Genomic DNA, 24045 nt, shown 5'->3' with positions numbered 1-24045 from the left:
AAATTAAATAGACCCAGGTGTATCTGAAGTCCACCAACTTGTCTTTCGATTTTTTACTCCGGCGAAGTTGTCATCGTTGGCCATAACGCTAGTGTCTGCCATGACATCACCAAGACGGTGTCCTGAGTCGAGATTGTAAAGAAGATAGAGTTCAAATCCAATGAGAACGATACCAAGAATAAGACCTAAAATCCATCCCACAATTGGTAGTGAAGCAACGAGTAAAGGTAAAGTAAAAGGAAGATTTCTAATAACAGATTGTTTGTATGAACATGGAGATCCATCTTCCAGAGACTTCACTGCAAATCCCATAAACTTTTTTCCAGCAGACTGCCCATTACTCATTCCGTCGCACACCGACATATAAATAACTCCCAGGACAATTCCTAGGGGAAAAAACCAAATAGAAAAACACAATACGATAAAGAGATCGATTGCTTTTGCTATGAGGCGAGTTAATTTTGCGACACGTATCGCTTTTTCGAGGACATACTTTCTATCCATAAACCAATATTAGTGACACACCAAAGAAATTGCAAAGGAAAAGCCCTGTGTTAGTTACCATTCTGACACCTAGACAATTGCGAAGCGCTATATTTTTAAGTTTTCAATCACACTTAGAGTTATGTAGAATGAATATTCAACTAATGAAGGAGATCCTTATGGGTTCAGTAAATAAGACAGACGTAGCGCATTTCGAAACAGACGTATTAAAATCAGACAAACCAGTTCTAGTAGATTTTTGGGCTGAGTGGTGCGGACCATGTCGCGTTCTTGGACCAATACTTGACGACGTTGCTAAAGAATTAGGCGAAAAAGCTCAAATCGTAAAAGTTAACGTTGATGACAATCCTGAGCTAGCTCAAAAGTATGGTATCCGTGGGATCCCAACAATGATCTTCTTCAAGAATGGTCAAGCTGCAAAAACTCTTGTTGGAGTTCAAGCAAAAGACGAAATCAAAAAATCTCTAGAAGAGATGGCATAATCCATGTTTGCTTTAAGCTCACTTCAGGATGCACAGAAAGTCTTAACTTCATTTATTGAAAATAAAGACAACGTTGAAAAAATTAATTCGGCCATCAACATGATGGTCGAGTCGTACAAAAACAACGGTCGCATGTTCAGCTGTGGAAACGGCGGATCTATGTGCGATGCTATGCACTTTGCAGAAGAGCTTACTGGCAGATTTAGAAAAGAAAGAGCTCCTCTTGCCGCTATGGCAATCAACGATCCCTCTCACCTGACTTGTGTTTCAAATGACTATGGATACGATGTCGTATTCTCTCGTTACGTTGAAGCTTGGGGAAATAAAGGTGATGTCCTTCTTGCAATCTCAACATCTGGAAATTCACCAAACGTTTTATTAGCTGCTGAAGCTGCTAGAAAAAAGGGAATGAAAGTTATTGGGCTTTTAGGTAAAGACGGTGGGAAATTAAAGAATATGGTTGATGTAGCTATCGTTGTTGATTCACCAGTGAGTGATCGCATTCAGGAAGTTCACATTAAGTGTATTCACATCTTCATTGAAGGAATCGAAAGAAGTATGTTCCCAGAGAACTACTAACTTTTAGATATTCGCAAACGCCCCAAAGATAATTAACAACGCTGCCATATTGGTAATCACAAGCCAGTTGCGCGATTGCGTCTGTCTGTATTGAACAAAAGCATCCAACAAGAAGATCTGTGCCCACAACATAAATCCTAAGCGGTATATAAACCCTCTAGTGGCATCAGTGACATTAAATCCATCCAAGAGAAACGGCAGAGTAAAAAGCACCATAAAGATGATCGACATCACCGAGCGCTTGAATCTCTCGTCGTGATAAAAGCAAAGATCTGGTTTTTTAACTTTGATATAAAGATCGTTTAAGAAAAGAACATACACAAACGCGATGAGGTAATCATCGAAAGACTGAAACCCAATCAAAAACTGGAACAACATCAAAGTACTAAACGCTAGAAGTAACGCTAGCTTTATCCTCGTGAGTTGTATTCCTGAGAGGTTCTTTAAAACATTCATGAAGTTAGTATAACCGATGATGAGCTTAAAACCTTGGCCCTAAGTTAAGTCATTGAAAGGTAGTGTGTGCATTGGGAAAGGCCTGCCAAAAAAGACTGTCACTGGGCTAAAAGGTGATCCCGAAACCTAAATTAATCACCAGAGGCTTATGTTCGATTGTGGCCGGATTTGAGATTAAAACACTCGCACCATCGACTTTCGAAGCGGTAAGATTATTGGTAAAAGTTGAAGTCACTTCATACTCTAGAGAGATGATTGAAAAGAGCCCCAGCTTATTATCAAAAAAGCGCACACCAGCAGTAAGAAATGACTGAGTTCCATCTTCTTTATAATCAAGGTTGGTTTGTGAAGCATCGCTGGAAAATAGTCCGCTTGTAACTCTATACTTTGTATCACTCTTCACAATATTGAGTCCGCCAAAAACCTGTGATCGCATTTTTTGCCACATGAAATTCGCATTGGCCGTTCCACCAAGCGTATAAAATGTTCCTGAAACTTTGTCGCTGATTTGCGTGTCGGTTGCCAGAAAATCTTTTTTCTTTTTACCATACATAAGACCATAACTTCCACCAAGCGTGAAAGAGAGTGGTTGGTTTTCAAAAATTTCTTTTTCTAATCCTGCTTTTAAAGAAAAAACAGGAATCGAATATGTTGCATTGATTGATTTAAAATTCGTTGCAGCCGATGACTCATTATGAGAGAGCTCCATATTTCTTTCCGAAACATTGAAGGTCACATAATTAGTATCAAGATCAGCGGCCTGAGCCACTGTTAAAGAAAAATAAAATAAGGCAAATACAAATTTAAGCATAGGTATTAGCGAACGCGCTCAATCCCTTTTTTAATTTCTACAGTAAACGACTTTCTATATGGAAGACGATTCGTAAAACGCTTCTCATGAATAGGTGAAATTGAAAGATCGTTCGGCGCTCCCGAATCCCCTTCAATGTTCAGGTCATCAAAATCAAATTTTTCATACTGCTTATAAGTATAAATAACTTTTTTATTTCCGACTTTACCCTCTTGTCCGTCAGCGAAATCCTGAGCATGAAGAGTTGTTGAAAGAAGAAGCATTGCTAGTAATGTTTTCATATTAATTCCTTACAAATTTATCAACTCTTTGTGCATATTCGCCCATCGCACCTGTTGTTGGTCCAGATACGTTTGATAGTACTGTCTGAGCGTCTTGCGGACGGTTTAACAGTTTCAAGGCCACGGCATAGTTCAGACCTACTGATGGATTCGCTAATGTTGCTTTATCGAATCGTGCATAGATATCTACTGCTGTTTGGTAATCACCTTTAATTAAATTAGCTGATGCCAGAGCAGATCCCACTTCAACATCTTTTGGACTGCGCTTTTGTAGTCCTTGGAAAATAGGAAGTGCTTTTCCAACTGTACCAAAACGAAGGTACAATTGAGCAAGGTTGTAAGTTGGCGTCACAGAAAATGTATTTAAGTCAGCAGCAAGTTTAAACGCTGCCAGTGCCTTCTGGAATTTTCCTTGTCTCTGATAAACCACTCCCAGGTTATTAACCGGTGGAATGAATTTAGCATCAAGGTCGCGCGACTTATTGTAGAAAAGAATTGCTTTAGCAAAGTCTGACTTCAGGAAATAACACGTTCCCAATTGGTTCCAGTAACTCGTATTGTTTTTATACTTTGAGTATTGATCGTCAGCGATCTTTAGCGCTTCATCAAATTTACCCTGGTAACATTTAACGTTGATTTTCATTAAAGGATCATTCGTATTTGAAACGGCCTCTTCTAACTTTGCTGCTGGAAGTGAAGCTAACGATTCTTTCACAAGTGCGTGTGCCGATTCATCAGATGATGAAAAATCAAACTCATCTTTATCCGCTCTATACTTCTCTTCAGACTTTTTATCAAAGTCCAGGCCTTCAACCCATTTGAAATCATCTTCAGATGAGCTCAATGCTCTTTTGTTAACTTTATCACCCGAGACATTTCCCGGAGTCGTTGAACAAGCTGATAAGAATAAAAGTAATACTGGTAATAGTTTTTTCATTATTTTGCGCCTGCCTTATCCATCAATACGTTTCCATTGTCATTAAAGTACTCTGGAATGATTGCGTCGTTCTTAACTAAGAACCAACCATTGTCTGGGGATAAAATGTTTTCTTTTTCAATTTTCGTAATCGCTGTTTCTCTGAAGTCTTCAGCTTGTTTCTCTAAAGGAGCACCAAGTTTCTGCATTCCTTTTTGGAAAGACGAAACGTACTCAGCAGACTTCCCTTCAGGTTTGAAGTTTACGATTTCATTTTTAAGCGACTCGTGAGCATATACCAGATAACGATAAGCTTTTACGATACCAATACCAGATCCAAGTTCAGCAATTGAAATCGCCTCAGTTGTAATCTTATCCAGCATTACGAATTTTGCTTTTAAGTTTTTGTTATACTCTGCTTCCGGGAAAGCTAGTCTTGTCGCCGTTAATCTCTTCACTTGATCTTCAAGAGCAGCAAGTCTGATTAATGAAATCGCATCTAATCCTTCTAAAGGAACATTCATTTTAGATTTTTTAGCCGTTTCAAAATATGTAATCATCTTCACTCTAACTTTCTTGGCATCATCAACACGTCCGATGTTCTCAAGTTCGTTAGCAAGTAAGCTTGATGGATAAATTAGCTGGGGCCACATTTCTTTAGAAGCTTCCAGTTTCTTGATAATTTCATTGAATGATCCCCACTTGCTTGAAGCAGCTAGTTCATTTAAATGATCAAGGTATCCAGGAAGGATAACATCGTTACCTAATCCACATTTTGGAGCTCTATCTAAAAGGCTCGCGCTTTTATCAAACTGTTTATCAGCAAGATAAATAACGTTCGCATTCTTAAAAAATGTTTTTAAGCTCTTTGAGCTCGTTTGACATGTTTTATCAAAAATCTTTTCACTTAATGCCGCTGATTCAGCGAACTGACGGCGTTGGAAAAGATCTGTTGTGAAAAGAATAAAGTCTTTTTCAAATTTATTGATTTCAGCTGGTGCCATCATCACAACAGCACGATCTGCCCATCCGTACATCTGCTTCCAGTCCCCTGTTTCATAGAATAAAACGGCGATGTTATAAGCAGCTGTCTTCTTAGCTTCGTTGTCTGTCTCTGGTGATTTGTAAATTTCCAAATACCCTTTAAGAGCTCCGCGCTTGTCACCTTTTACACTGGCCTGTTCAACTTTTTCAAATTGCATTCCAAGGACAAGAGTCTTAACTTTTGCTGCGTATTCAGGGTTAACTTTAAATTCTCCTGACTCAACTCTCTTTGACCATTCACCAAGAGCAGCTTTGTTTCCAGAGTCTTTATGAAAGTCCATAACCTGAGCTAGCATTTTTTCTTGTGTATCAACTTCACCTGGGAAATTCGCTTTATAGTTCATTAAAACTTTTTCAGCGCCAGCAACATTCTTCTTCCCCATTTGAGCTGAGAAAAGACGTTGGTAAACAACGCTTGATCTCTCCCCTTTTGGATCTGACGAAAGAAATCCTTCGTAAGCAGGAATCAGGTAGTCTTCAGTTGTTTTTTTGTTCACACCTTTACCAAGTGACACCATTAAAGCGTTACTTGCAAGGCCTTCAGTCTTTTTATCTTTATTTACTTGAGAGCGCTTAATCGCCTCAGCATAAAGTGGAACTGCTTTATCAAACTGTCCTACAGCGAAATAGGTCTCCCCAGCGTGGAAGTAAGCTTCCTGAGCTTTTGTGGGAGTAACCAGAGCACTCATCATGAAATATTCATTAGCAGCGTCTGTTTTCTTTGCACGAATATCAGCTGAGTTGTCGTATGTCTTAGCAACTAACTGCTGCTGAATAAGAGCTGACATTTTATCAACGTTAAATCTTAGAATTTCAACCTGATCAGGATTTAAATTACCTTTTGAAAACTGCGCGCTTAAAAAACGGCTTGTTTCAAGGTGCTTTTGATCACGACCGAATTTCTCATAAAGAGAAATAAGTTCGATATTGATATCAACTTCTTCTTTTTCACTCGTCTTATACTGAAGTGCATCTGCAAGAGTCTTCTCTGCTTGAGTGAACTTTCCTTGTTGCTTTAAGTAGCGACCAACTTTAAGCATGATGTCTGAGACTGACTTTCCATTCTTTTTATAGAATGCGATGGCCTCGTTAGACTTCCCTGCTTCAGTGTAGAAGAAAGCTAAATCTCTCTCGATACTTTTACTCATATCGATATACTTAGGATTTTTTGAAAGCTCATAAGACTCAGTCATTGTATCAATGGCCTTATCGTATCTTCCCATCTTGAAATATGACCAAGCTAGGTTGAAAGCATCTTTCGTCCACCATTTATCGCGCTTGTTTTTTAAAGCAGCTTCATAAAGTTGCATCGATTTATCGAATGACCCTTTATTGAAGTAGATTTCAGCAAGTGCAATACGTGATTTATCAGCAATAACTGAGTTCGACTTTGATTCTTCCAATGCTTTCTGGAAGAACTTTCTCGACTGCTCGTCTTGCTTTAATTCTTTAGCGTTATAAGCAAGGATGTAATACGCATCCCCTTTTTCATCAAATCTCTTAAACTTTTTCAGCATCACTAAAACAGTTTTCTGAGCTTGATCAAAATAACGACGAGACTCTTTAAAGTATTCGTCTTTATTAATTTTATCTCTTTTTGAATCCTGAGTTTCAAGAAACTTTTGGTTTTCCTGATCCTTCAGAAGACGTGCTTTTTCTAAAAGCACTTGGGCCATACGAAGCATGAGGTCTGGCCTCTGCGCTCCAAGCTGTTTATTAAGACGAGTCACTTCACGAAGCTCATCATCCAAAACTTTAATTAACTCCGCCCTTCTTTGTTCAACATCGGCGTGTGCCACTGGAACAATTGCAGCGTTCGTTAAAAATAATCCCAAACAAAAAGATAAAAGCATTTTTCTTTTCATAATTACTTACATTCCGATTTTAATGAGAATACATAGTCCCCAAGCTCATCTGCCCAGAACTCACCGTTAAAAGTCCAAAAATACTGTTTGTCAGTTCTACGTAGGTGAGCAACATTTCCTCTTGCTCTCCCCGGTTCTCTTAATGAAACGTCGTCATATAGCTCAGTCTTTCTCTTAGATAAAACTTCCAGACTGATATAACTCATATCTTCAAAAGATCTTGTTACCTGAGCAGCATAAAGCTGAAGTTGCCCACGGATATAACTTCCGATCAGGTTTCTTTGAAGACTTAAAGCTTCACGAAGGTTGTCATTCAATGCAGCTTTTAGAGAATCATTCGGAAGGCTCTTCAGTCTTTCGATTTCATCACGGCCATTATTGAATGAGCTATAAAGCTCCAGGTAAGCTGGGTCTCTACCAATTTGAGCAAGAGCAGTACTTAGGATTTTATTTTCTCTGTACTTCCCTTCTGCACGATCCTTCACCAGTAAATAATACTGACGATAATCTTTCCCTAAAGAATCGATAAACTTTTTGTAACTTACGTTGTCTTTTTCATAAGTCGTGTAAAACTCTTCAACGACTTTTTTCGAGTCATCCCAAAGACAAAGCTCCATATAAGAAAGAGCTTTTAGAACTTCAATTTCAGGGTTGAAAGTGTAATCAAAAACTGGTGCTTTATAAGTAACAAGCTTTCCTAAAGTTCTATTGTAGTCTTTTAAGTAAAAGCTGTTCCATGCTTCTTCAAATAGGATTTCCGGCCAGATGTATGATGACTTTGGCAAATCAAGGTAACTTGAATTGGCCTCTTCGAATTTAGTTGTAGCAAACTGCACGCGAGGAATTCCCACTACGCAGTAGTCTCTTGTGATTCTTAATTGTCTAATACGATCTTTTTCTTTCGCATCAAGCTTGCTAATTTGAGAGTCAGCAACATCGATACACGCTCTAAAAATACCTACGGCCTTATCTTCTCTCTTACTAACAGCATATGTACTCGCCTCTAACAATAGAGCGAAAGGCTTCACTGGATGCCAGTCTTCGATTTTTCTATCAAGGTACTTAAGTGCTTGATCGTATTTTTTTAAACGAAATGCTTTTTTCGCCAAAATATAGCGAACCGTTGGAGCATTTGATTTTTGTAAAATGTTTTCCGGTAAAACTTCAAATTGTTTTACACCAACTTGCGTGATCACATCATCAAGAACTTTATCAACAGCAGCGTCGTTCACTCTTCCAGTTGAAGAAAGGTATTCTTTGATAAATGGAACAGCACTGAAATACATTTTTTCCTGAACTAGTTCCGCCGCGACTTGAGCGTAACGAGACTTATCCCCGGACTGATATAATTTTCTTGCACCTGAAATTGAAGCTTCTGCGTTCATTCCAACCGTTAGCAAGAAAAGTAATAAGTATGATTTTTTCATATTAACTTCTCCCTAATTAGAATGAGTAACCAAGAGACACAGTTGCATCAAAGTTAGATTTGTAACTTGATTTTCCATCACCAGAAATATTTTCAGCTTTGTAGTGAATTGCAGTTAAGTCTGTTCTGATATTTAAATGTTCCGTTAAGTAAAATTTAAGACCAGCTTCCCACATTGCACCACTATGAGTTTCTTCTGTCTCAATCCCTTCTGCAGATTGACCTTCAGTGAAACGTAGCTTGTTGTTTTTTTCTACAAGAGATGCGTAACCAACACCAAAGATCCAGTCCATGTAAACAATACTGTTGAATGTGTTGATCTTGCTATAGAACGGAGACCATAAAAACATCGCCCCTGTGTAACTTTGAACGATTCTTCTGAATGGAGTTGTTCCTGTACCACCGCCTCCACCGCTGCGAACGGCCTTAGCTGTATCATTTTCTTTACCACTATTTTTAGCGTAGATAACTTCCAGACCATAGTCTTCAGTTACGAAATACCCTGCTCTACCTTGAATTGATGTCGCATCAACGAATGCACCAGATGTCGTAATACCTGCACCTAAATTCAAATGAAGATGTCCTGCTTTTCTAAACTTTCTGTTTTGAAGAACGAATACTTCTTTGTCCGGGTCTAGCCATGAGAATTCATAAATGTCTTTCTCACTTGCGAATAAATTTGTCGTGAATACTAACGTGAATAGAACTAAAGAAGCCAAAACTTTTGATTTCATACGCATCCTGCTTTATGAGTGTCATCAACCATTAAGGTTTAGAATTTAAGAATATTTTAACACAGGATGGAAGTGGAGCAACTAAGGAGCAGAACTTTTATAGTGAACGCAAATTGATGAGTAGTCACAGTGAAAACAGTGCTCCAAATTAACTTGATTAAGAGACTCTGTTTTTGACCATTTCTCAAAGAGAAGTGCACTAATTTGGCCCAATGTAAGCACTTTAGTAACCGACTGTTTCTGGTCGACATATAGTAGAGTAAGAGGAACACTTTTTTCCGGAGTAAAATGCTTCAGATTAGCGTAAGCGTACCCGTAACACATTAACTGAAACCAATAGCTCTCTTCATTTGATTCGTCTCGAGTCCCTGTTTTGAAGTCCCAAACGATGACTTCGGTGTCGTCTTCGAAGATTAAATCAGGTGTTCCTGAAATCATTTGTCCGAAGAATGAAAATTTAATTTGTTTTTCACTGATGACATTTTTTCCATCAAAAACTTTGTCTGCTTCCGATAGAACCCATTCTAATTTTTCTCTCTCTTCGATTGCGACATCAGATAATTCCATCTCACCAAGCATTAACTTAGAAAGCCCGGCGTGAACTCTCGTCCCTCGCTCCATTGATGAATAGAATACTTCTTCTGCCTCAATCCCCTCTTCATCATCTCCCATATCCATAAAGATTTTCGGAGATAATTTTGGCGGAGTGATTTTACAAATATTAGAAAGATAAAACTTAAACGGACACTGGGCCAGTTGAGCAAGTTTTGTCACTGAAGTATCAGCAAAAACCCCAAGCCTTCCATGATTCCCAAGTGAAACAATTCCCAATGAATCTTTTAGAATTAAGGGAATATCAGCTTCCTGATGAATAGCTTTTGAACCAAGCTGAATCGTCTTTTCAATAATCAGGTTATCATTTTCCTTTGCTATCCTCATGGCCTTAATCCAGTGATTCGATCCCGTAGAAAGAATTTTTTCTTTCCCATCAATCGTCGCCCACAAATCAATCCATCCCAGATACTTCACAGCGCGAGTACAAGCTACATAAAGCAATCTCTTACTCTCAGAAAACTCTTTCGCTTTATCAATATCAGCTTCAAGATAGTAAGTCGGTGACTTATAAAATTTCTTTTGATTATAAACTTTTTTCCATCTAAAACTTTTTGGAAGTTTCCCAATGGTATCCGTCTTCCCCATCTGCACGCCATTGTTATGGATTCCTCCCAACAAGACCGCATCAAACTCCAATCCTTTTGAAGCATGGGCCGACATGATGATCACTCGTTTTGCTCTTGCTCCATTCATTAACTGAAGAGAATAAGCTTCTTCACTCTCACTTGATAACAAATGGAAAACCTTAATCAGGTCTTCATTACAAACTCTACAAATCGAATCGATGAGTTTGCTGTTTTCCTGATACTGAGAATTACTAATCCCAAATGAGTAAACCAGCTTATGGAAAGCAAGTCTTAGTCCCAGGATACTTAAATCCCCAAGGAATCTCTCCTGAATATCGGCCGCTTTGGCATTAACATTTAAGACTTCCAATAGTGAGTTCATTAAAAAATGTGTTGAAGATAACTTTAAAGGATCGTTCTGATTTAACTTCAACTCAATCGAGCGCAAGAATAAATTGATGATCGGGTCTTCACCGTACTGAACTTTTACCTGAGCACTGAAGGCCACTTCGTTTTCCGCCAGTAGATCAAGTAAAAGAGCACTAGGTCTTAATTTTCGATAAAGCACACAAACATTTTCAATTTCGTCTCGTGCCAATAAATCAGTAATCACTTGGTATAAAGCTTCTGCTTCATAGAAATCTAAATCGAGCTTCTTATCGCTTTCAAGTCCCATGATTTCAGTTTTAAATCTCTCAACTTCTCCAGCAGCAGTTTTTGCTTCCGGAATTGCCTGAGCTTCCATTAAAACAGTATTAGGGTCAATTCCTTCAAAACCATGGCCTAGAGGAAAAATTCTTTCAAAGAAATGGTTATTGAAACGAATCACGTTCCCTTCCGAACGGAAGTTATTTTTTAACCAGATATTATTCTCAGTTCCCAACAATTCAGAACATTGGTTGAAAACTAAAAGTTCTCCCCCTCTGAATCCGTAAATGGCCTGTTTTTTATCTCCAACACAAAAGATTCTCTGGTGATTATCCCCTACCAGGTGTTGAATAATTTCATATTGAACTGATGACGTATCCTGGAATTCATCTACGATAAAGTAATCGTAATTCTTTTTGATCTTTTCACGGATCATTGAATTTCGAAGCCCAACACACGTGTAGTACTCAAGATCGGCAAAAGCAAAACCTTTTTCAAGGAAGTAGTTGCGGTCAATGAAGTTATAAACTTCTTGAAAGATTTCAACCCACGACCAATAAGTGTCGTAGTTTTCAATGAAATTAATAAAGTCTTCTTGAATATCTCTTAACTCTTTTACTAATACTTTGATTTTCTCTAAATGAAACTTTTGATCTTCACTCATTGCTTTAACCGCAATCGGAAGTCTTCCCACATTCATCGCCCATTCAGCATAAGCTTTAAAGCTATCCGCAGAAAAATTCCCCGAAGTCTGAATTAGCTGATCAAAACTTTGTAAAAGGACAAACCATCCCTTTTCTCTTTCCTTAGCATCTGCATTTAGATCCAGTGATCCATCAAAAAGATCTTCTAGACCTAATTCATTGATCATCTTTCCAACATACTCATTAAGCTCGCGCTCAGGAGATGTTTTAACCAGCGGCTCTTTCCACAGAAGCCTAAGCTCCGGTGAATTGTAAATCTCAATCATGGCCCCAATAAGGGCTGTCGAGTTGGCCTGAAAAACCTGGTTTAGGTTATTGCTCTTTGAAATAAACCAAAGATTAAAAAGATTTGAAATTTTGTTTTTAAATTCAACATTAGATAAAATCTGAACATCACTTCCGACATCCTGAAAATATCCAAGGCCTAATAACTGATGACAAAAAGATGAGATAGTCGTGATGTTCATCATCGACAGATACTGTCTGACAATTTCCCAAAACTCTCCCTCTTTATCATCGTGATGACTATCACACAGGTCATCAAGTCTCTTCATCATACGAATCGACATTTCCCCTGCGGCCTTTTTAGTAAAGGTCATCAACACGACTTTTGGCAATTGAAAAGGAATCACTTGCGGCCAGTCAGACGCAGGAGTCTTCATTCTTAAATTATCAAGCCATGTAATAATGTGTTCAATTAAGACGAATGTCTTACCAGATCCCGCCCCAGCAGAAAGAATCTTTCCACCAAGATGGTTGATTGCAATCATCTGTTCAGCGTTGGGAGTTTTTACACCTGTTGATGAACTCATACGACCTCCCCTTTCAGACAAAATAAATTGACCGGGCAGTAATTACAAACTTTCGATTCACGCGGGTGAGGCTTAAAAGTTGTATTCGTCTGAATTCCAGAAATAGTTTTCTCAATAACATCTTTTGCAAACTCCATCGACGAATTCATTAAGCTTTCCGCGTCTGTCGTATCAAAAAATAACTTATCATCACTTAAATCACTTAGATTCAAATAACCAAAAGAGTCGATGTCATATCCTTGATGTTTTAGTGTTAAAAGATAAACCCATAACTGGATTTTCTTAAACTCCAAAGTCTCGGCCTTAGTTCCAGTGGCACTACTTGATCTTTTAAAATCAATAACGATCGCTTTTTTATCGCCAATCTCAATCAAGCAGTCGATAGACCCTTTAAGCGTCCACGGGTTTGTCCCCAGTGGAATTTCAAAACGAATCCCAGTAGCTGACTTTGTTCCCATCAAATCTAGTAAGAAAACAATACCATTCCACGTATAGTGCATGATCTCGTTATAAGCTCTCGCTTTTTCAGTTTCATTTAAAATAAGTCTGCTTGCTGTAATGTACTCATTAAAAACTCGCACACAAGCTTTGCGGTGATGATCCAGATTGATCACATCATCTTTTTTAAACCCATTCTCAACAAAATAAGTTTCAATAATCTTATGTTCAAGATTCCCTAATTCATCCGGCCCAAGAGTTGATCTTTCTTCCGGACGGTTCTCAATTTTTTCAATATAGTTGAAATAATATTTTTGAGGACAATCAATATAAGACTGCAGTCTTGAAGCAGAAAAATACTTCTGCTCAAAAGGTCCGGTTTTCTTTTTAGGACTTAAGTATTCTTGAATTTTCTTAATTGAATACCTAACACCTAAATCAAAATCCATAACATCAAAATGCTTTAGCACTTCTCTCCACGATAAATCTGTTTCCATAACTTGTTCTTCAATTAAAAGAACATTCTTAGAATCAGCTAAAATAGATAGGAGTTCATATTTATGAAATAAGAAATCAAGTCCAGCTCTCTTAATCGGCCCGATCACTCTTAAAGCTTTCGTCATCGCTTCACTTAAAATTCTCTCATTCGCTCTAAACCCACCCATGCTCTCAGTAGCAAGCAGGACGATTTCGCGCTCTTCATCTCTAAAGTTCAATCCATTCATATCCAGGAAAGATCGCTGGTTGTGTTCTTCCAGGGATAAAAACGAAACGCGTGGAGAATTCAGTCTTACGATGACTTCAAAGATATCAATCGCAAACCCATCAATGGTTTTTTGAAACTCAGAATAATCAACAACCGCAACTCCCATTAGCTCAACCATTTTTAATTTGCGGTATTCGCCTTTTGCAATCGCTGCAAGTCTCACTTCTTCAAAATAAGTATTAATCTCTTCAACAGTAATCACTTTTAATTCTTTAAGCTTCTTTCTAAGATCATTCGTTAACAGCTCAAGCTCTACAGCAAACAAGTCTTCCGTCGTTTTAAAAAACGATTGCTCTTTCTGCGCTTCCTGATAAGACACAAGGCCCACTTGAGTCCCGGCCATAACTAAATCAAAACTCGGATGAGTTTCAAAAAATTTATTTAAAACAATGTTCGCTTTCCCTTTCGGAATAAGCGCGACACGTACTTCTGAAATCGGACCTTCTCTTTTCGTCTTTTTAATTTCATCAGCTGACAACCATCTAATCCAGTCATTTGGAAGAGAGTCGGTGTAAACAGGATAAGGAAATAAAACTTCAATATCCTGAGTTTCACTTAATGTTTTTAGCATATCGATCTGCACGCCACTCATGTGCTTGAATCCAACAAACCACATACTCATATGGTGTTTTGATTCAGTCACTTTGTTGTAACTTAAATGCTCATCAATAATTTTTTCTTGATCTAAATAAAGCCAGAAGACATGAATCGACTTTCTGACCACTTCATCCAGCTCTTGGAGGAATTCATTTAAAAGTCCCATGTCCAATGTGTATGAACGCAGTTCTGTGAAAAGTTCAAAGGCCTCTAAAAAAACAGCTGTCGACTCAGTTGGAAAATAATGTCTCCAGACTGCCGAGAGTTTAATCATGAGTTCAGATTTTCTTGAACGAGACAGACCTAATTTTTTTAAGTGGTCTGAAGTCCATTTAGAAATAGTGATGATATCCAGTTCTGGAGCGAGGCTTCTTAAATTATCGGCCACCTGTGGGCTGGGACAAATAACCAAGGGAGGATTTTCATCCTGCAATTTTTGCAATAAATCTTGGTTGTTTTGATAAAAGACTACTTCTAGCACAACGCTTTTCTCCAAGACAAAGCTCTAAATTTAGGGTAAAAAGATTTTATGCTTCCAGAAAGTCGATTGTATAGTTTTATTGATCAAAAAGAAGGTTTCACAGTAAACTTCTTAGAAGGGCAAAAGTTAATTAATGACTTGGCCATCATCCACGCGGTTGTCGGGGGCGGTTTCCAATATTATCGTGACGCAATTCTTTCTCTTCAACCAATGATCTCTTTTCTAAAACCAGGCGAAGGTCTCGGGATTTACATCGATTCAGAAGAACCTTATTTCCGTTTAAAAATTGAAATGAGTGACCAAGGGCAAATGAGAACTCTTCTTTTACCGGAAAGTTTTAATGAATTCCCTAAAACAATTATTGGTAAATGCCGTATCGTTAAACTTTCTCCAGACGATCCGCAACCATATACATCAATTATTCAATTAGATGATATCGACTTCCATCAGGTTGTTAATAAAATCCTAAAAGAGTCTTATCAAATTAATAGTGAAGTTTTTTTAAGTCAGACGTCTGATCAAAGTGTCATGATTATGAAGCTTCCGGAAATCAATGTTAATAGAGTTCAAACACACTATATTTTATCGATTGATGACTACTGGAAAAGAATTGGTGAGAAGACTCAAGAGCTTTACGATCTTGGAACAACCGAACAAAAAGACATTCAAGACCACTTCGAGCGCGAAGGATTAATCTTCTTAGGTTCTAAAGAAATCGTTTTCAAATGCACTTGTTCAAGACAAAGAATGTTCGAGGGAATTCGCTCAATCATTTGGGCAAATGGAATGGACTCAGTCTTTGACCCAAGTGAATTACATATCGAAACTAAGTGCGACTACTGCAAAACCAGCTATCTTTTAACTCGCGAAGAATTCGAAAGCTAGAACGGATTCACGCTGTCCCAGTTGAACTTCTTCCCTTCCGGTTTATAAATCACTCTTTTCAACATTTCTGATTCATCAAAAATCCCACAAAAATTTTCGGCCATTGGACCACGAGCAAGTACCGGTGACATCAATGCAGTATTTTTATAAATCACATTTTTTCCCGTCTTCTCAAAGTCAGACCACTCTTTTCCTTGAAGTGGGAACTCCATTGGTTGAGACTCTGCTCCACTCACAATAACTAAAATTTCATCTAATCTATCCGTTGGGAATGATCCAACGATTCTATCCAGTTCTAATAAAGCTTCTTTAGCGAGTGTTAAATCTTTTTTCTTCAAGGCCTTTTGAAAATTAAAATCGCGGACGATGAAAAATGTTTTTAAACGATCTTTCGTTAAGCGACTCCAAAGAGTTTTAAAATTATTTGATAAACTAGAGTAACAAATCCCTTTCTGGCATGAGCGGTCATAATACATTCCCGGCTTCATCGACTCTGTGACTTGTTCAGGAGAATCTTGATAGTGAAAAGTTTTAAGCGCTGATGATGACTCTGCACCCATTTTATAAAGTCTCATTTTACTAAGATCGAGTGTGTTATTGTTTGAGCAGCCTAACGCTTTTTCTAAACTTTGCTCAGCAGCTGCACCACTTTCCAAAACTGCCACTTCATAACCAATGTTCTCTAAATAAGAAGTCGAGGCCTTCGCTTCGTAGTCCTCACAAGTTCCTTTGATATTTTTAGAGCCGGTCATTTGAGAAATGAAACTCTTACTTGCTTCTGGACGCAGTTGATAAAGATTGTAACTCCACATTTTTCCAACACAATCCACTTGTTCCATGTTGGTTTTATGTCCTGCATCCGCCACATTGAATCTTAAAAGAGGCAAATGCCCTTCCGTAAATCCTGCGATTTGAATCCAAACGATATGTTTCGGACGTTCCGAGTAAGAATGCGGTTGCAAATTCAGAGTCTGAACTCTGGCACAACTGATAAGAGAAATCGTAAGGAGAGGAAGTAAAATTCTTTTCATGGAAATGGTCCAATCTAAATTGATATTGGGACTTTTATTATGCCTCCATTTTAACTAAATTTCTCATTTAATTCTAAGGCAATCTCATCTATTCTATCTATGTTCACAAAATTTAATACCAGATTAATTCACTCGACCTTATTTAGGAGACGCTATGGGAGATGTAACTACACTCGCCACCAGAGAAATCATGTGGAATATTCCGCATTCTTTCAAATACGCTATGTACGCACTATTTATTTGCAGCATGGTTATTTTAGTAAAAGGAATGTACGAAAAATTATTATTCGTTACCAAAGGTGAAGGCTTCAAAGGAATTAAATCGTTACTTCCTGAAAAGTTAAACTGGTCGAAATTCTTTTTCACATCAATTTTAACCGGAAAGGTTCCACGTTTTAAATACGTAGGATTTTTTCACAGTTTAATTTTTTATGGATTTTTAATTCTGTTTATCGCAACAGACATCGTTGCAGTTCATGCAGATACTCCATTTAAGATTTTCGAAGGTACAACTTATATCGTTGTCTCTTTTCTGGCCGACTTTGCTGGTTTAATGGTTTTAGCTGGTATCGCTATCGCTTACCACCGCCGTTACATCAAGAAGCCTGATTACTTATCAGCAACAAAACCAAAACAAGAACTTTTCATGTACGGAATGCTTGTTGCCTTAGTTGTTATCGGTTACTTCATTGAAGGTCTGAGAATTCTTGGAACAGGAATGCCAATCAATGAATCTCACTGGTCACCAATCGGATGGGCCATTGCAAGTGCATTTGGTTACCTAAATCTTTCTGATTCAATCCTAGCTTACACTTTCAGATCACTATGGTTTCTTCACATGGTTAACACCATGGCATTCGTTGCAAGTATTGGTTACTCGAAGTTTGGACACATTTTCTTACTTCCAATCGAAGCACTACTAACTCCTGAGCGACGTGGAGCTGTTTTAAACCCAATGAACTTTGAAAATGAAAATGCTGAGACTTTTGGTCTTGGTAAACTTTCAGAGCTTTCGATGAAAAACAACCTCGACCTGCTTTCATGTGTTGAATGTGGTCGTTGTACACAAGTGTGCCCAGCTAACCTAGCTGGAAAAATCCTTGATCCGAAAAAGATTATTACAAAAGCTCGCGATCTTGCTTATGCAACTAAAGAAGCTGGTCAGACAGATGCAGAAATCTGGGGAGACGCTCCAATCTACTCTGCTAACGAACTTGATGCCTGTACGACTTGTGGTGCTTGTATGGAAGAGTGTCCTGCAAACATCGAACACGTTAACATCATCATGGAAGCTAAACGCTACAAAGCTCTAACTCTTGGAGATATTCCTCCAGCAGCTGCAGACGCTATCAACAAAATTAAAAACCAAGGTAACCCTTGGGGTATCGCTCAACATGACCGTTTCAAATGGGCCGATGGTTTAGACATTCCTGTAATTGAAGCTGGTAAAAAAGTGGACTACCTATACTACGTTGGGTGTGCAGGTTCATATGATGGATCTAACCAAAAAGTAGTTAAAGACACGATCGCCATGATGAAAAAAGCAGGCGTGAGTTTCGCAGTTATGGGTAAAACAGAAAAATGTAATGGTGACCCGGTTAGACGTTTCGGCGATGAGTATTCATTCTATGAAATCGCAATCGAGAACATCGCCAACATGAACCAATACGATTTTGGTAAAGTTGTGACTCATTGTCCTCACTGTCTTCACACTATCGGAAAAGAGTACGCTAAATTCGATGATGGGGCCTTCGATACAGTCCACCACACTGAACTTCTTGCTGAACTGATTGATACAGGGAAACTTTTCCCTGAAAAACCGATCAACGAATCACTGACTTTCCACGATCCATGTTACCTTGGCCGCCACCATGGCCAGTACAATGCACCTCGAGCGATCTTAAATTCAATCCAAGGTCTAAAGTTAAAAGAAATGGAAAGAAGCAAAGATAAGGCCCTTTGTTGCGGAATGGGCGGAGGAAATATGTGGTACGAGCTTCCGGAAGGAGAGCATATCGCGAATAACCGACTTAAAGACATCGGTGAAAAAGAAGTTAACAAATTGGCTACGGCCTGTTCTTATTGTATGATTAACTTTAATTCGTCGAAAGCTCACGTTAAGGAAACGGAAAACCTTGAAGTTGAAGATATCGCCTCTATTCTGGCCAGATCAGTTTTATAAGATAATTATGCTTATATGCCTTACCAGTTTATCTGGTAAGGCCTTTTCTCAAGGCTCTAATGAAACGACTAATCCTGGAATCATCGAAAGTTTCGAAAGACTCTTAGAACTCCACAAAGACCAATTCCAAAAAAACAAAATCAGCATTCAATCAAACCTAAAAGCAGTTTCAAGCCTCAGTGGTTTTGAAGAAGTTAAACTCGACCCACAATATGTGAAGTCACTTATCCTTCACTCTGATGAGCGTTTTGTTAAACTGGCCCTTAAAGACGAATGCCGCTTCCTTTCGATGCTTGAAACCAATCTTCTAAAAACGACTGAAGGAAACATCGACAATATTCTTATCAATTACAAAACCAAAGACGGAAAAATTGAAAGTGCGACAATGCTCAAGGATGATTTCTTTGATCAGATCTATAAAAGAAAATGTTTAAACAATCGCGAGTACTCAATTTTATTTACTGAGGCCAACGCTCAAAAAACAATTGAAGGAATCAAGTTCACAGTTCCTAAAACAAAGAATGAATGTACGGCAATCCACAATGAATGGCTGGATAACCCTTACACTCCTTATCTTTGCAGAATTCAACAAGTTTTTAAAAAACCTGCTTTAAGAAAAATCGCTGACTACTACCGCGAGCGCATTCCTCTTATGCAGAGAATTTACCTGGATAATATTTGTAACTCTATCAGTAACCCAGAACTCTTCTGCAGCAGTTATTTAAAAGGCGATGTTTGGAATAAAATCCTAACATCTGAAATGCCTGACTATAAAATGAGCTACAAATGCCAGCAGATGTACAACAAAACAATAAAGCTGACTGTTCAGGAAATGAGAAACTGTGCAAGTAAACTGGCAACAGATAATAAATTTTGTGAAACAAGAGGAACTCAGGATTTTCCATCCAATTTCCCATTGCAAAACTGTAACAATATTTCAGATGCTTTAAATAAATCAAAGCTCGTAACTGACTATCAGGATTGCCCGGGAAATATTGATAATGAAGCTCTAACCAACATCCACCGTTTGGTTAACCACTTTGCACCTAGAAAAATCATCACTTCAAAAGAAACTTGTCGTGGCGAGGCCAATTATACTTTAGCGAGATTAAATCTCGATATTAAACACGAATCAGGCTGGCCGCTAAAAGTTTGTTACATGAACCGAGTTGAAGGCAAAGAAACATGTGACACTTACATTCCTGGTGCCAGAGCAGATGAGCCTTTAAGTGAAGACCAGGTTGTGGCCAAAATTCTTTACGCTCAAAAAGGTGCTCCACAAAAAACTACATGTAAGCTAGTGGATGCTAAAAACTATAATCCGCTTAGATCAGAGTTTAAGTTCGGATGCTTCATCGTATTCAACCCTGAAACCTGCTCAACTCTTGCTTGTAATAAAAAAGTGATCTGGGAAGAAAAAGAACAAAAAGATATCCACTTTGTCGGCTTTCCGGTCTTTGATTATTTTCCTACTGCTTACATTAGTGAACGTTACGCTTTTACGAGTTTAATCAATGAAGTGAAAGGAACTCAGGAACGTATTGTAAGAAATTTAACTGATGTTAAATACTGGCTGGATAAAATGCCTAATGGTGTGATTCACGGGATCGGCTGTGCCGAAGACTTAATGCCTGAGCAATTCCAGAGAACAGCCATTAACCAGTGTCACCCACTACCGTTCATCGTTGATGGACACGTAGAAAAAGATGGCGAATCGCTTTTAGTAGCGCGCTTATCAATTGACGATATTCACACTCCAAGATTTTTGATGTGGCCTAATATTTTTAATGCCGTTAGTGCCTATCAAGAACTTCACCCGTTAAATACATGGACGTTATATGGCATTAAAAAATAATAAGGTTATGAAAATTTTCATTTTACTAACATTCCTTTTAGCAGGATCTCTTCAGGCAAAGATTATTCTGCCTGAGCTTCTTGCTAAGCAAGCTGTGAGCAACATCCGCTTTTTAAGCCAGGATGGAAAATTTACTTATTATCAAAAACGTTCAGGAAGCCTTCTTTACTCTAGTAACTATAAAGTGATGGAGATCTTAAAAGGTCAGATCGGAACTCAGTACACATTGATTGGGACAGCTGCTCGTAAAAAAATCATCGTCATGCAAAATCAGATCTTCCATACTTTTTATGCATTGAGAGCTCAGGAAAAAATCTTCTTGCTCAATTTTGGCGATACCACTCTTAAAGAAGTTGGAATGGGATCAGCTCCAGCTCTTCACTTAGATGACACGTGGATTTCATATTATGACTATTATACAAAAATCATCACGTTTGAAAGCACGGCCAATAAGGCCTTAAAATTTACAATTAAATTGAATAATAAAATTAATCCTTATTTCACTCCTCAGGTGCTAATGAGTGATGAAAATACCATTTACTACACTGACCTTGGTGAAACAGGTGCCGTTGGTTTATTGCAGTACCAAAGAAATACTAATAAAGCAGAAGTTATCTTTAAAGCGAATACTCCAATGCTAAAAGCAGAAATCTGCCTGCATAATAACAGTTTGATCATGGGACTTTTTGGAATCAATTATTCTAAAGAAGGAACGACCATCTACCGCGCCCCTCTTCCTATTACTGATTTCTCAAAACGCGACACGATTTACAATTCTCTGGTCAACGATTTCGGTCAGCTGGTTTGTGACTACAGTAAAGACAACATCACTTTTATTAAAAACTACGGGACAAACGAGCACTTCAGTACCGACCTGGTGGACCTAAATACACAAACCAAGGCACTGACTCTCTTAAGTGAAATGAAAACCATTACAAGTGTTATCAATATGGATGGAACTCTATTGGCACTTGATAAAGGAAAGTATTTTATCGTTAAAGGTAATACTGATTATAAAAATATTGATTCACTAAAGTCTCTCCCACCAAGTGGAGCGACCGAAGCCATTAAAGCGATAGATAAAGAAAGAGAAAATGACTAAAAGACGAAACTTATATTTAGTCTTCATATTGCTTGCAATGAATTGCATAGGGTCTGCCTATGCCGAAAAAACTATATCAGGCTCAAAAGATCTTCCACTTGAAATCAACTTGCTTGTTGATAGTGTTCAGGCAACAAGTCCTGAAAACTATAAAAAGATTCTTCCTTTAGTGATGAACATTGACTTGTATGCCCGCTCAATGTCCAAAGAAGATATTTTTCTCATTGGGAAAATCGAAGTTTATAAAACTCTATTAAAGAATTACGCTACTCCCATCAAAACGCCAATTGATGGAGCAACTGTCGCAACTTTGCGTTCGGCCATGAAAAAAACAAACGACAATTTTGTGAAATGGTTCCTGCAGGCACTTTTGAAAGACAGTTTAGATTTAACCGGCAGCCCGATTTATAAAGAATTTTTATTACAAAAAAATGCCAACGTAAAAAATGAAAAGATTGAATACAGAAAGCTGGAAAAGAAAGCTGAACTTATTCAGTTCTGGGTTTCTAAGATTACCCCTGAAGGTTTAGATGCATTTACTAATGAGCTGACTCCAAAAATGCTTGATGCTCTAAAAAATATCCAAAACAGCTTTTACCTAATGGCCAAAGAGGCCAGCATGACTCCTCTACCAGCTCCTCTTACCAGTGAAGCCGACTTAAAATTCTTCGCAGTCAAAGACGTCGCTCCGGCCAAGGCCCCGAAGGCGCCTGTTGCTGCTGGACAAAAAAGCGTGGAAGATATTTTGGCCCCTATCACTGACATAACTCCGGCCGATCTTCCTAAGCCAACTGAAGAAAATTGGCTCGAAGACGAAAACACTCCTCCGTCTCTTCAGAATCTTCCAAAACCTAGCAATGACGCTGAATGGCTACAAGACTTTTAGTCCATTCTGTGCTATATTTTACCTCTGAAAACCCACTATTCTCCTAATGAATATTTAAGGATTACCAATGGCGCTAAATAAACTGCCTTACCGCGGAACACGTGACTTTTTTCCGAAAGATAAAAGGATTCAAGATTACTTGTTTTCGATAATGATTAAAACTTCTGAGAGTTTCGGTTACGAACCATACGATGGTCCACTTCTGGAAGAAGTTGAACTTTACAAAGCTAAGTCTGGTGAAGAGTTAATCAATGAACAAATTTATTCTTTCATCGATCGTGGTGAACGCAATATGGCCATTAGACCAGAGATGACTCCTACGGTTGCAAGACTTGTGGCACAGGTTCACCGCGAGTCTAGTAAGCCTCTGCGTTGGTATTCAATTCCAAGATTAATGAGATATGAAAAACCTCAGCGCGGAAGAATGCGTGAATTCTGGCAGCTTAACTGCGATATCTTTGGAGCTCCGGGAAGAACAGGTGAAGTAGAAATTCTTCAAGTCGCTGTAGAACTATTTGAAAACTACGGTGCTAACAAGTCTCACTTTGAAATCGTTTTAAACGACCGCGCGATTGTTGATACAGTTTTCAAAAAAATTATGGGAGCAACTGATGCTCAAACTTACAGACTTTACAAAATTGCTGATAAGTCTAAAAAAGTAAATGAAGAAGGTCTGAAGAAGATGGTCGCAGAAGTAGGATTAACTCCCGCAGCTGAAAATATTTTTTACAGTTATCTACAATTAAAAACTTTTGATGAGGTTGATGCTTTCTTAAAAAAGAATAACGAAACTGAGATTGCAGATTTATTTGCAAATTTCATTTCATTAACTAAAAGTAACGACCTGTCTGAATACCTTGTATATGACCCAAGCATCGTAAGAGGACTTGATTACTATACTGGTATCGTGTTTGAAATTTTTGATAAGCACCCTGATAACCGTCGAGCTCTTTGTGGTGGTGGAGCATTTGCCAACCTACTTCAAATCTTTAACGAAGACCCACTTCCAGGAGTAGGATTCGGTTTAGGTGACGTCACTTTCCAAGACTTCCTTGAAGTCCACAATCTGTTACCCAATTTTGATCATCCAGTTAATGACATCATGATTACTTTTCAAGAAGACCAGGCCATTGAAGTTTCAATGAAGCTTGCACGCTCTTTAAGAAAAGCTGGTTTAAAAGTCGTCACAAACTTAGATGCCATCAAGTTTAAAAAGGTCTTTCCTACCGCTGAGAAAAAAGGAGTCCGCTTCGTCACACTTATGGGAAGCGATGAATTTGCAAAAAACCAAATTCAATTAAAGAACCTGGCGACTAAAGAACAACACACAATTGATTTAAACGACCTTGAATCAATTCTGAAAATTATTAAGGCTTAAT

19 protein-coding genes are annotated in these 24045 nt (G+C 38.3%); 8 read left to right on the top strand and 11 right to left on the bottom strand.

What is annotated here, in order from left to right; all coding sequences use genetic code 11:
* Positions 1 to 3: 3 nt before the first annotated feature.
* A complete protein-coding gene (locus SHI21_RS10160; protein ID WP_323576350.1) occupies positions 4 to 504 on the bottom strand; it encodes an RDD family protein in 501 nt (166 codons plus the stop codon).
* A gap of 158 nt (positions 505 to 662) precedes the next feature.
* Between SHI21_RS10160 and trxA the strand changes: the two genes are divergently transcribed.
* Positions 663 to 986 (top strand): thioredoxin, encoded by a 324-nt coding sequence (gene trxA / locus SHI21_RS10155; protein WP_323576348.1) that lies wholly within the window; start codon positions 663 to 665, stop codon positions 984 to 986.
* Between the two features lie 3 nt (positions 987 to 989).
* Positions 990 to 1565, top strand: a complete 576-nt coding sequence (gene gmhA / locus SHI21_RS10150; protein WP_323576346.1) for a D-sedoheptulose 7-phosphate isomerase — start codon at positions 990 to 992, stop codon at positions 1563 to 1565.
* 3 nt (positions 1566 to 1568) lie between these two features.
* On the opposite strand, the gene SHI21_RS10145 is transcribed toward gmhA, so the two are convergent.
* From SHI21_RS10145 to SHI21_RS10105, 9 genes are all read right to left on the bottom strand, one after another.
* Positions 1569 to 1943 (bottom strand): hypothetical protein, encoded by a 375-nt coding sequence (locus SHI21_RS10145; protein ID WP_323576344.1) that lies wholly within the window; start codon positions 1941 to 1943, stop codon positions 1569 to 1571.
* A gap of 184 nt (positions 1944 to 2127) precedes the next feature.
* Positions 2128 to 2832, bottom strand: coding sequence for a hypothetical protein (locus tag SHI21_RS10140; protein ID WP_323576342.1), 705 nt, complete (start codon positions 2830 to 2832; stop codon positions 2128 to 2130).
* A 5-nt stretch (positions 2833 to 2837) separates the two neighbouring features.
* On the bottom strand, positions 2838 to 3113 hold the full coding sequence (locus SHI21_RS10135) for a hypothetical protein (RefSeq protein ID WP_323576339.1): 276 nt from the start codon (positions 3111 to 3113) through the stop codon (positions 2838 to 2840).
* 1 nt (position 3114) lies between these two features.
* Entirely contained in the window at positions 3115 to 4050 is a 936-nt protein-coding gene (locus SHI21_RS10130; RefSeq protein WP_323576334.1) for a tetratricopeptide repeat protein, read from the bottom strand.
* Positions 4050 to 6938, bottom strand: a complete 2889-nt coding sequence (locus SHI21_RS10125) for a tetratricopeptide repeat protein (protein ID WP_323576332.1) — start codon at positions 6936 to 6938, stop codon at positions 4050 to 4052. The genes SHI21_RS10130 and SHI21_RS10125 overlap by 1 nt, the downstream gene beginning before the upstream one ends.
* 2 nt (positions 6939 to 6940) lie before the next feature.
* Positions 6941 to 8365, bottom strand: a complete 1425-nt coding sequence (locus SHI21_RS10120) for a hypothetical protein (RefSeq protein ID WP_323576330.1) — start codon at positions 8363 to 8365, stop codon at positions 6941 to 6943.
* 16 nt (positions 8366 to 8381) lie between these two features.
* On the bottom strand, positions 8382 to 9098 hold the full coding sequence (locus SHI21_RS10115) for an outer membrane beta-barrel domain-containing protein (protein ID WP_323576328.1): 717 nt from the start codon (positions 9096 to 9098) through the stop codon (positions 8382 to 8384).
* Between the two features lie 81 nt (positions 9099 to 9179).
* On the bottom strand, positions 9180 to 12443 hold the full coding sequence (locus tag SHI21_RS10110) for a UvrD-helicase domain-containing protein (RefSeq protein ID WP_323576326.1): 3264 nt from the start codon (positions 12441 to 12443) through the stop codon (positions 9180 to 9182).
* Positions 12440 to 14725: a PD-(D/E)XK nuclease family protein gene (locus SHI21_RS10105; RefSeq protein ID WP_323576324.1), complete on the bottom strand. Its 2286-nt coding sequence runs from the start codon at positions 14723 to 14725 to the stop codon at positions 12440 to 12442. Before SHI21_RS10105 ends, SHI21_RS10110 begins: the two co-directional genes overlap by 4 nt.
* A gap of 48 nt (positions 14726 to 14773) precedes the next feature.
* Here SHI21_RS10105 and SHI21_RS10100 point away from each other — a divergent pair, with 48 nt between their 5' ends.
* Complete coding sequence (locus SHI21_RS10100) at positions 14774 to 15610, top strand: Hsp33 family molecular chaperone HslO (protein ID WP_323576322.1); 837 nt, start codon at positions 14774 to 14776, stop codon at positions 15608 to 15610.
* Here the strand turns inward: SHI21_RS10100 and SHI21_RS10095 are convergent.
* Positions 15607 to 16641: a hypothetical protein gene (locus SHI21_RS10095; RefSeq protein ID WP_323576320.1), complete on the bottom strand. Its 1035-nt coding sequence runs from the start codon at positions 16639 to 16641 to the stop codon at positions 15607 to 15609. The two genes, SHI21_RS10100 and SHI21_RS10095, sit on opposite strands and share 4 nt — an antisense overlap.
* Positions 16642 to 16795: 154 nt before the next feature.
* Here SHI21_RS10095 and SHI21_RS10090 point away from each other — a divergent pair, with 154 nt between their 5' ends.
* From SHI21_RS10090 to hisS, 5 genes are all read left to right on the top strand, one after another.
* The gene (locus SHI21_RS10090) at positions 16796 to 18823 is read left to right on the top strand and encodes a (Fe-S)-binding protein (RefSeq protein WP_323576319.1); all 2028 of its coding nucleotides are present in this window, start codon (positions 16796 to 16798) and stop codon (positions 18821 to 18823) included.
* Positions 18824 to 18830: 7 nt separating this feature from the next.
* Positions 18831 to 20678: a hypothetical protein gene (locus SHI21_RS10085; protein ID WP_323576317.1), complete on the top strand. Its 1848-nt coding sequence runs from the start codon at positions 18831 to 18833 to the stop codon at positions 20676 to 20678.
* A 7-nt stretch (positions 20679 to 20685) separates the two neighbouring features.
* A complete protein-coding gene (locus SHI21_RS10080; RefSeq protein WP_323576315.1) occupies positions 20686 to 21780 on the top strand; it encodes a hypothetical protein in 1095 nt (364 codons plus the stop codon).
* A gap of 37 nt (positions 21781 to 21817) precedes the next feature.
* Positions 21818 to 22666, top strand: coding sequence for a hypothetical protein (locus SHI21_RS10075; protein WP_323576313.1), 849 nt, complete (start codon positions 21818 to 21820; stop codon positions 22664 to 22666).
* Positions 22667 to 22733: 67 nt separating this feature from the next.
* Positions 22734 to 24044 carry a histidine--tRNA ligase gene (gene hisS, locus SHI21_RS10070; RefSeq protein ID WP_323576311.1) on the top strand — a complete coding sequence of 437 codons (1311 nt, stop codon included), beginning with the start codon at positions 22734 to 22736 and terminating at the stop codon, positions 24042 to 24044.
* The last annotated feature ends 1 nt before the right edge of the window (position 24045 follow it).

The organism is Bacteriovorax sp. PP10 (genome assembly GCF_035013165.1).
In the GTDB taxonomy this organism is placed as follows: Bacteria; Bdellovibrionota; Bacteriovoracia; order Bacteriovoracales; family Bacteriovoracaceae; genus Bacteriovorax; species Bacteriovorax antarcticus.
This window is presented reverse-complemented; position numbering and strand designations above follow the sequence as displayed.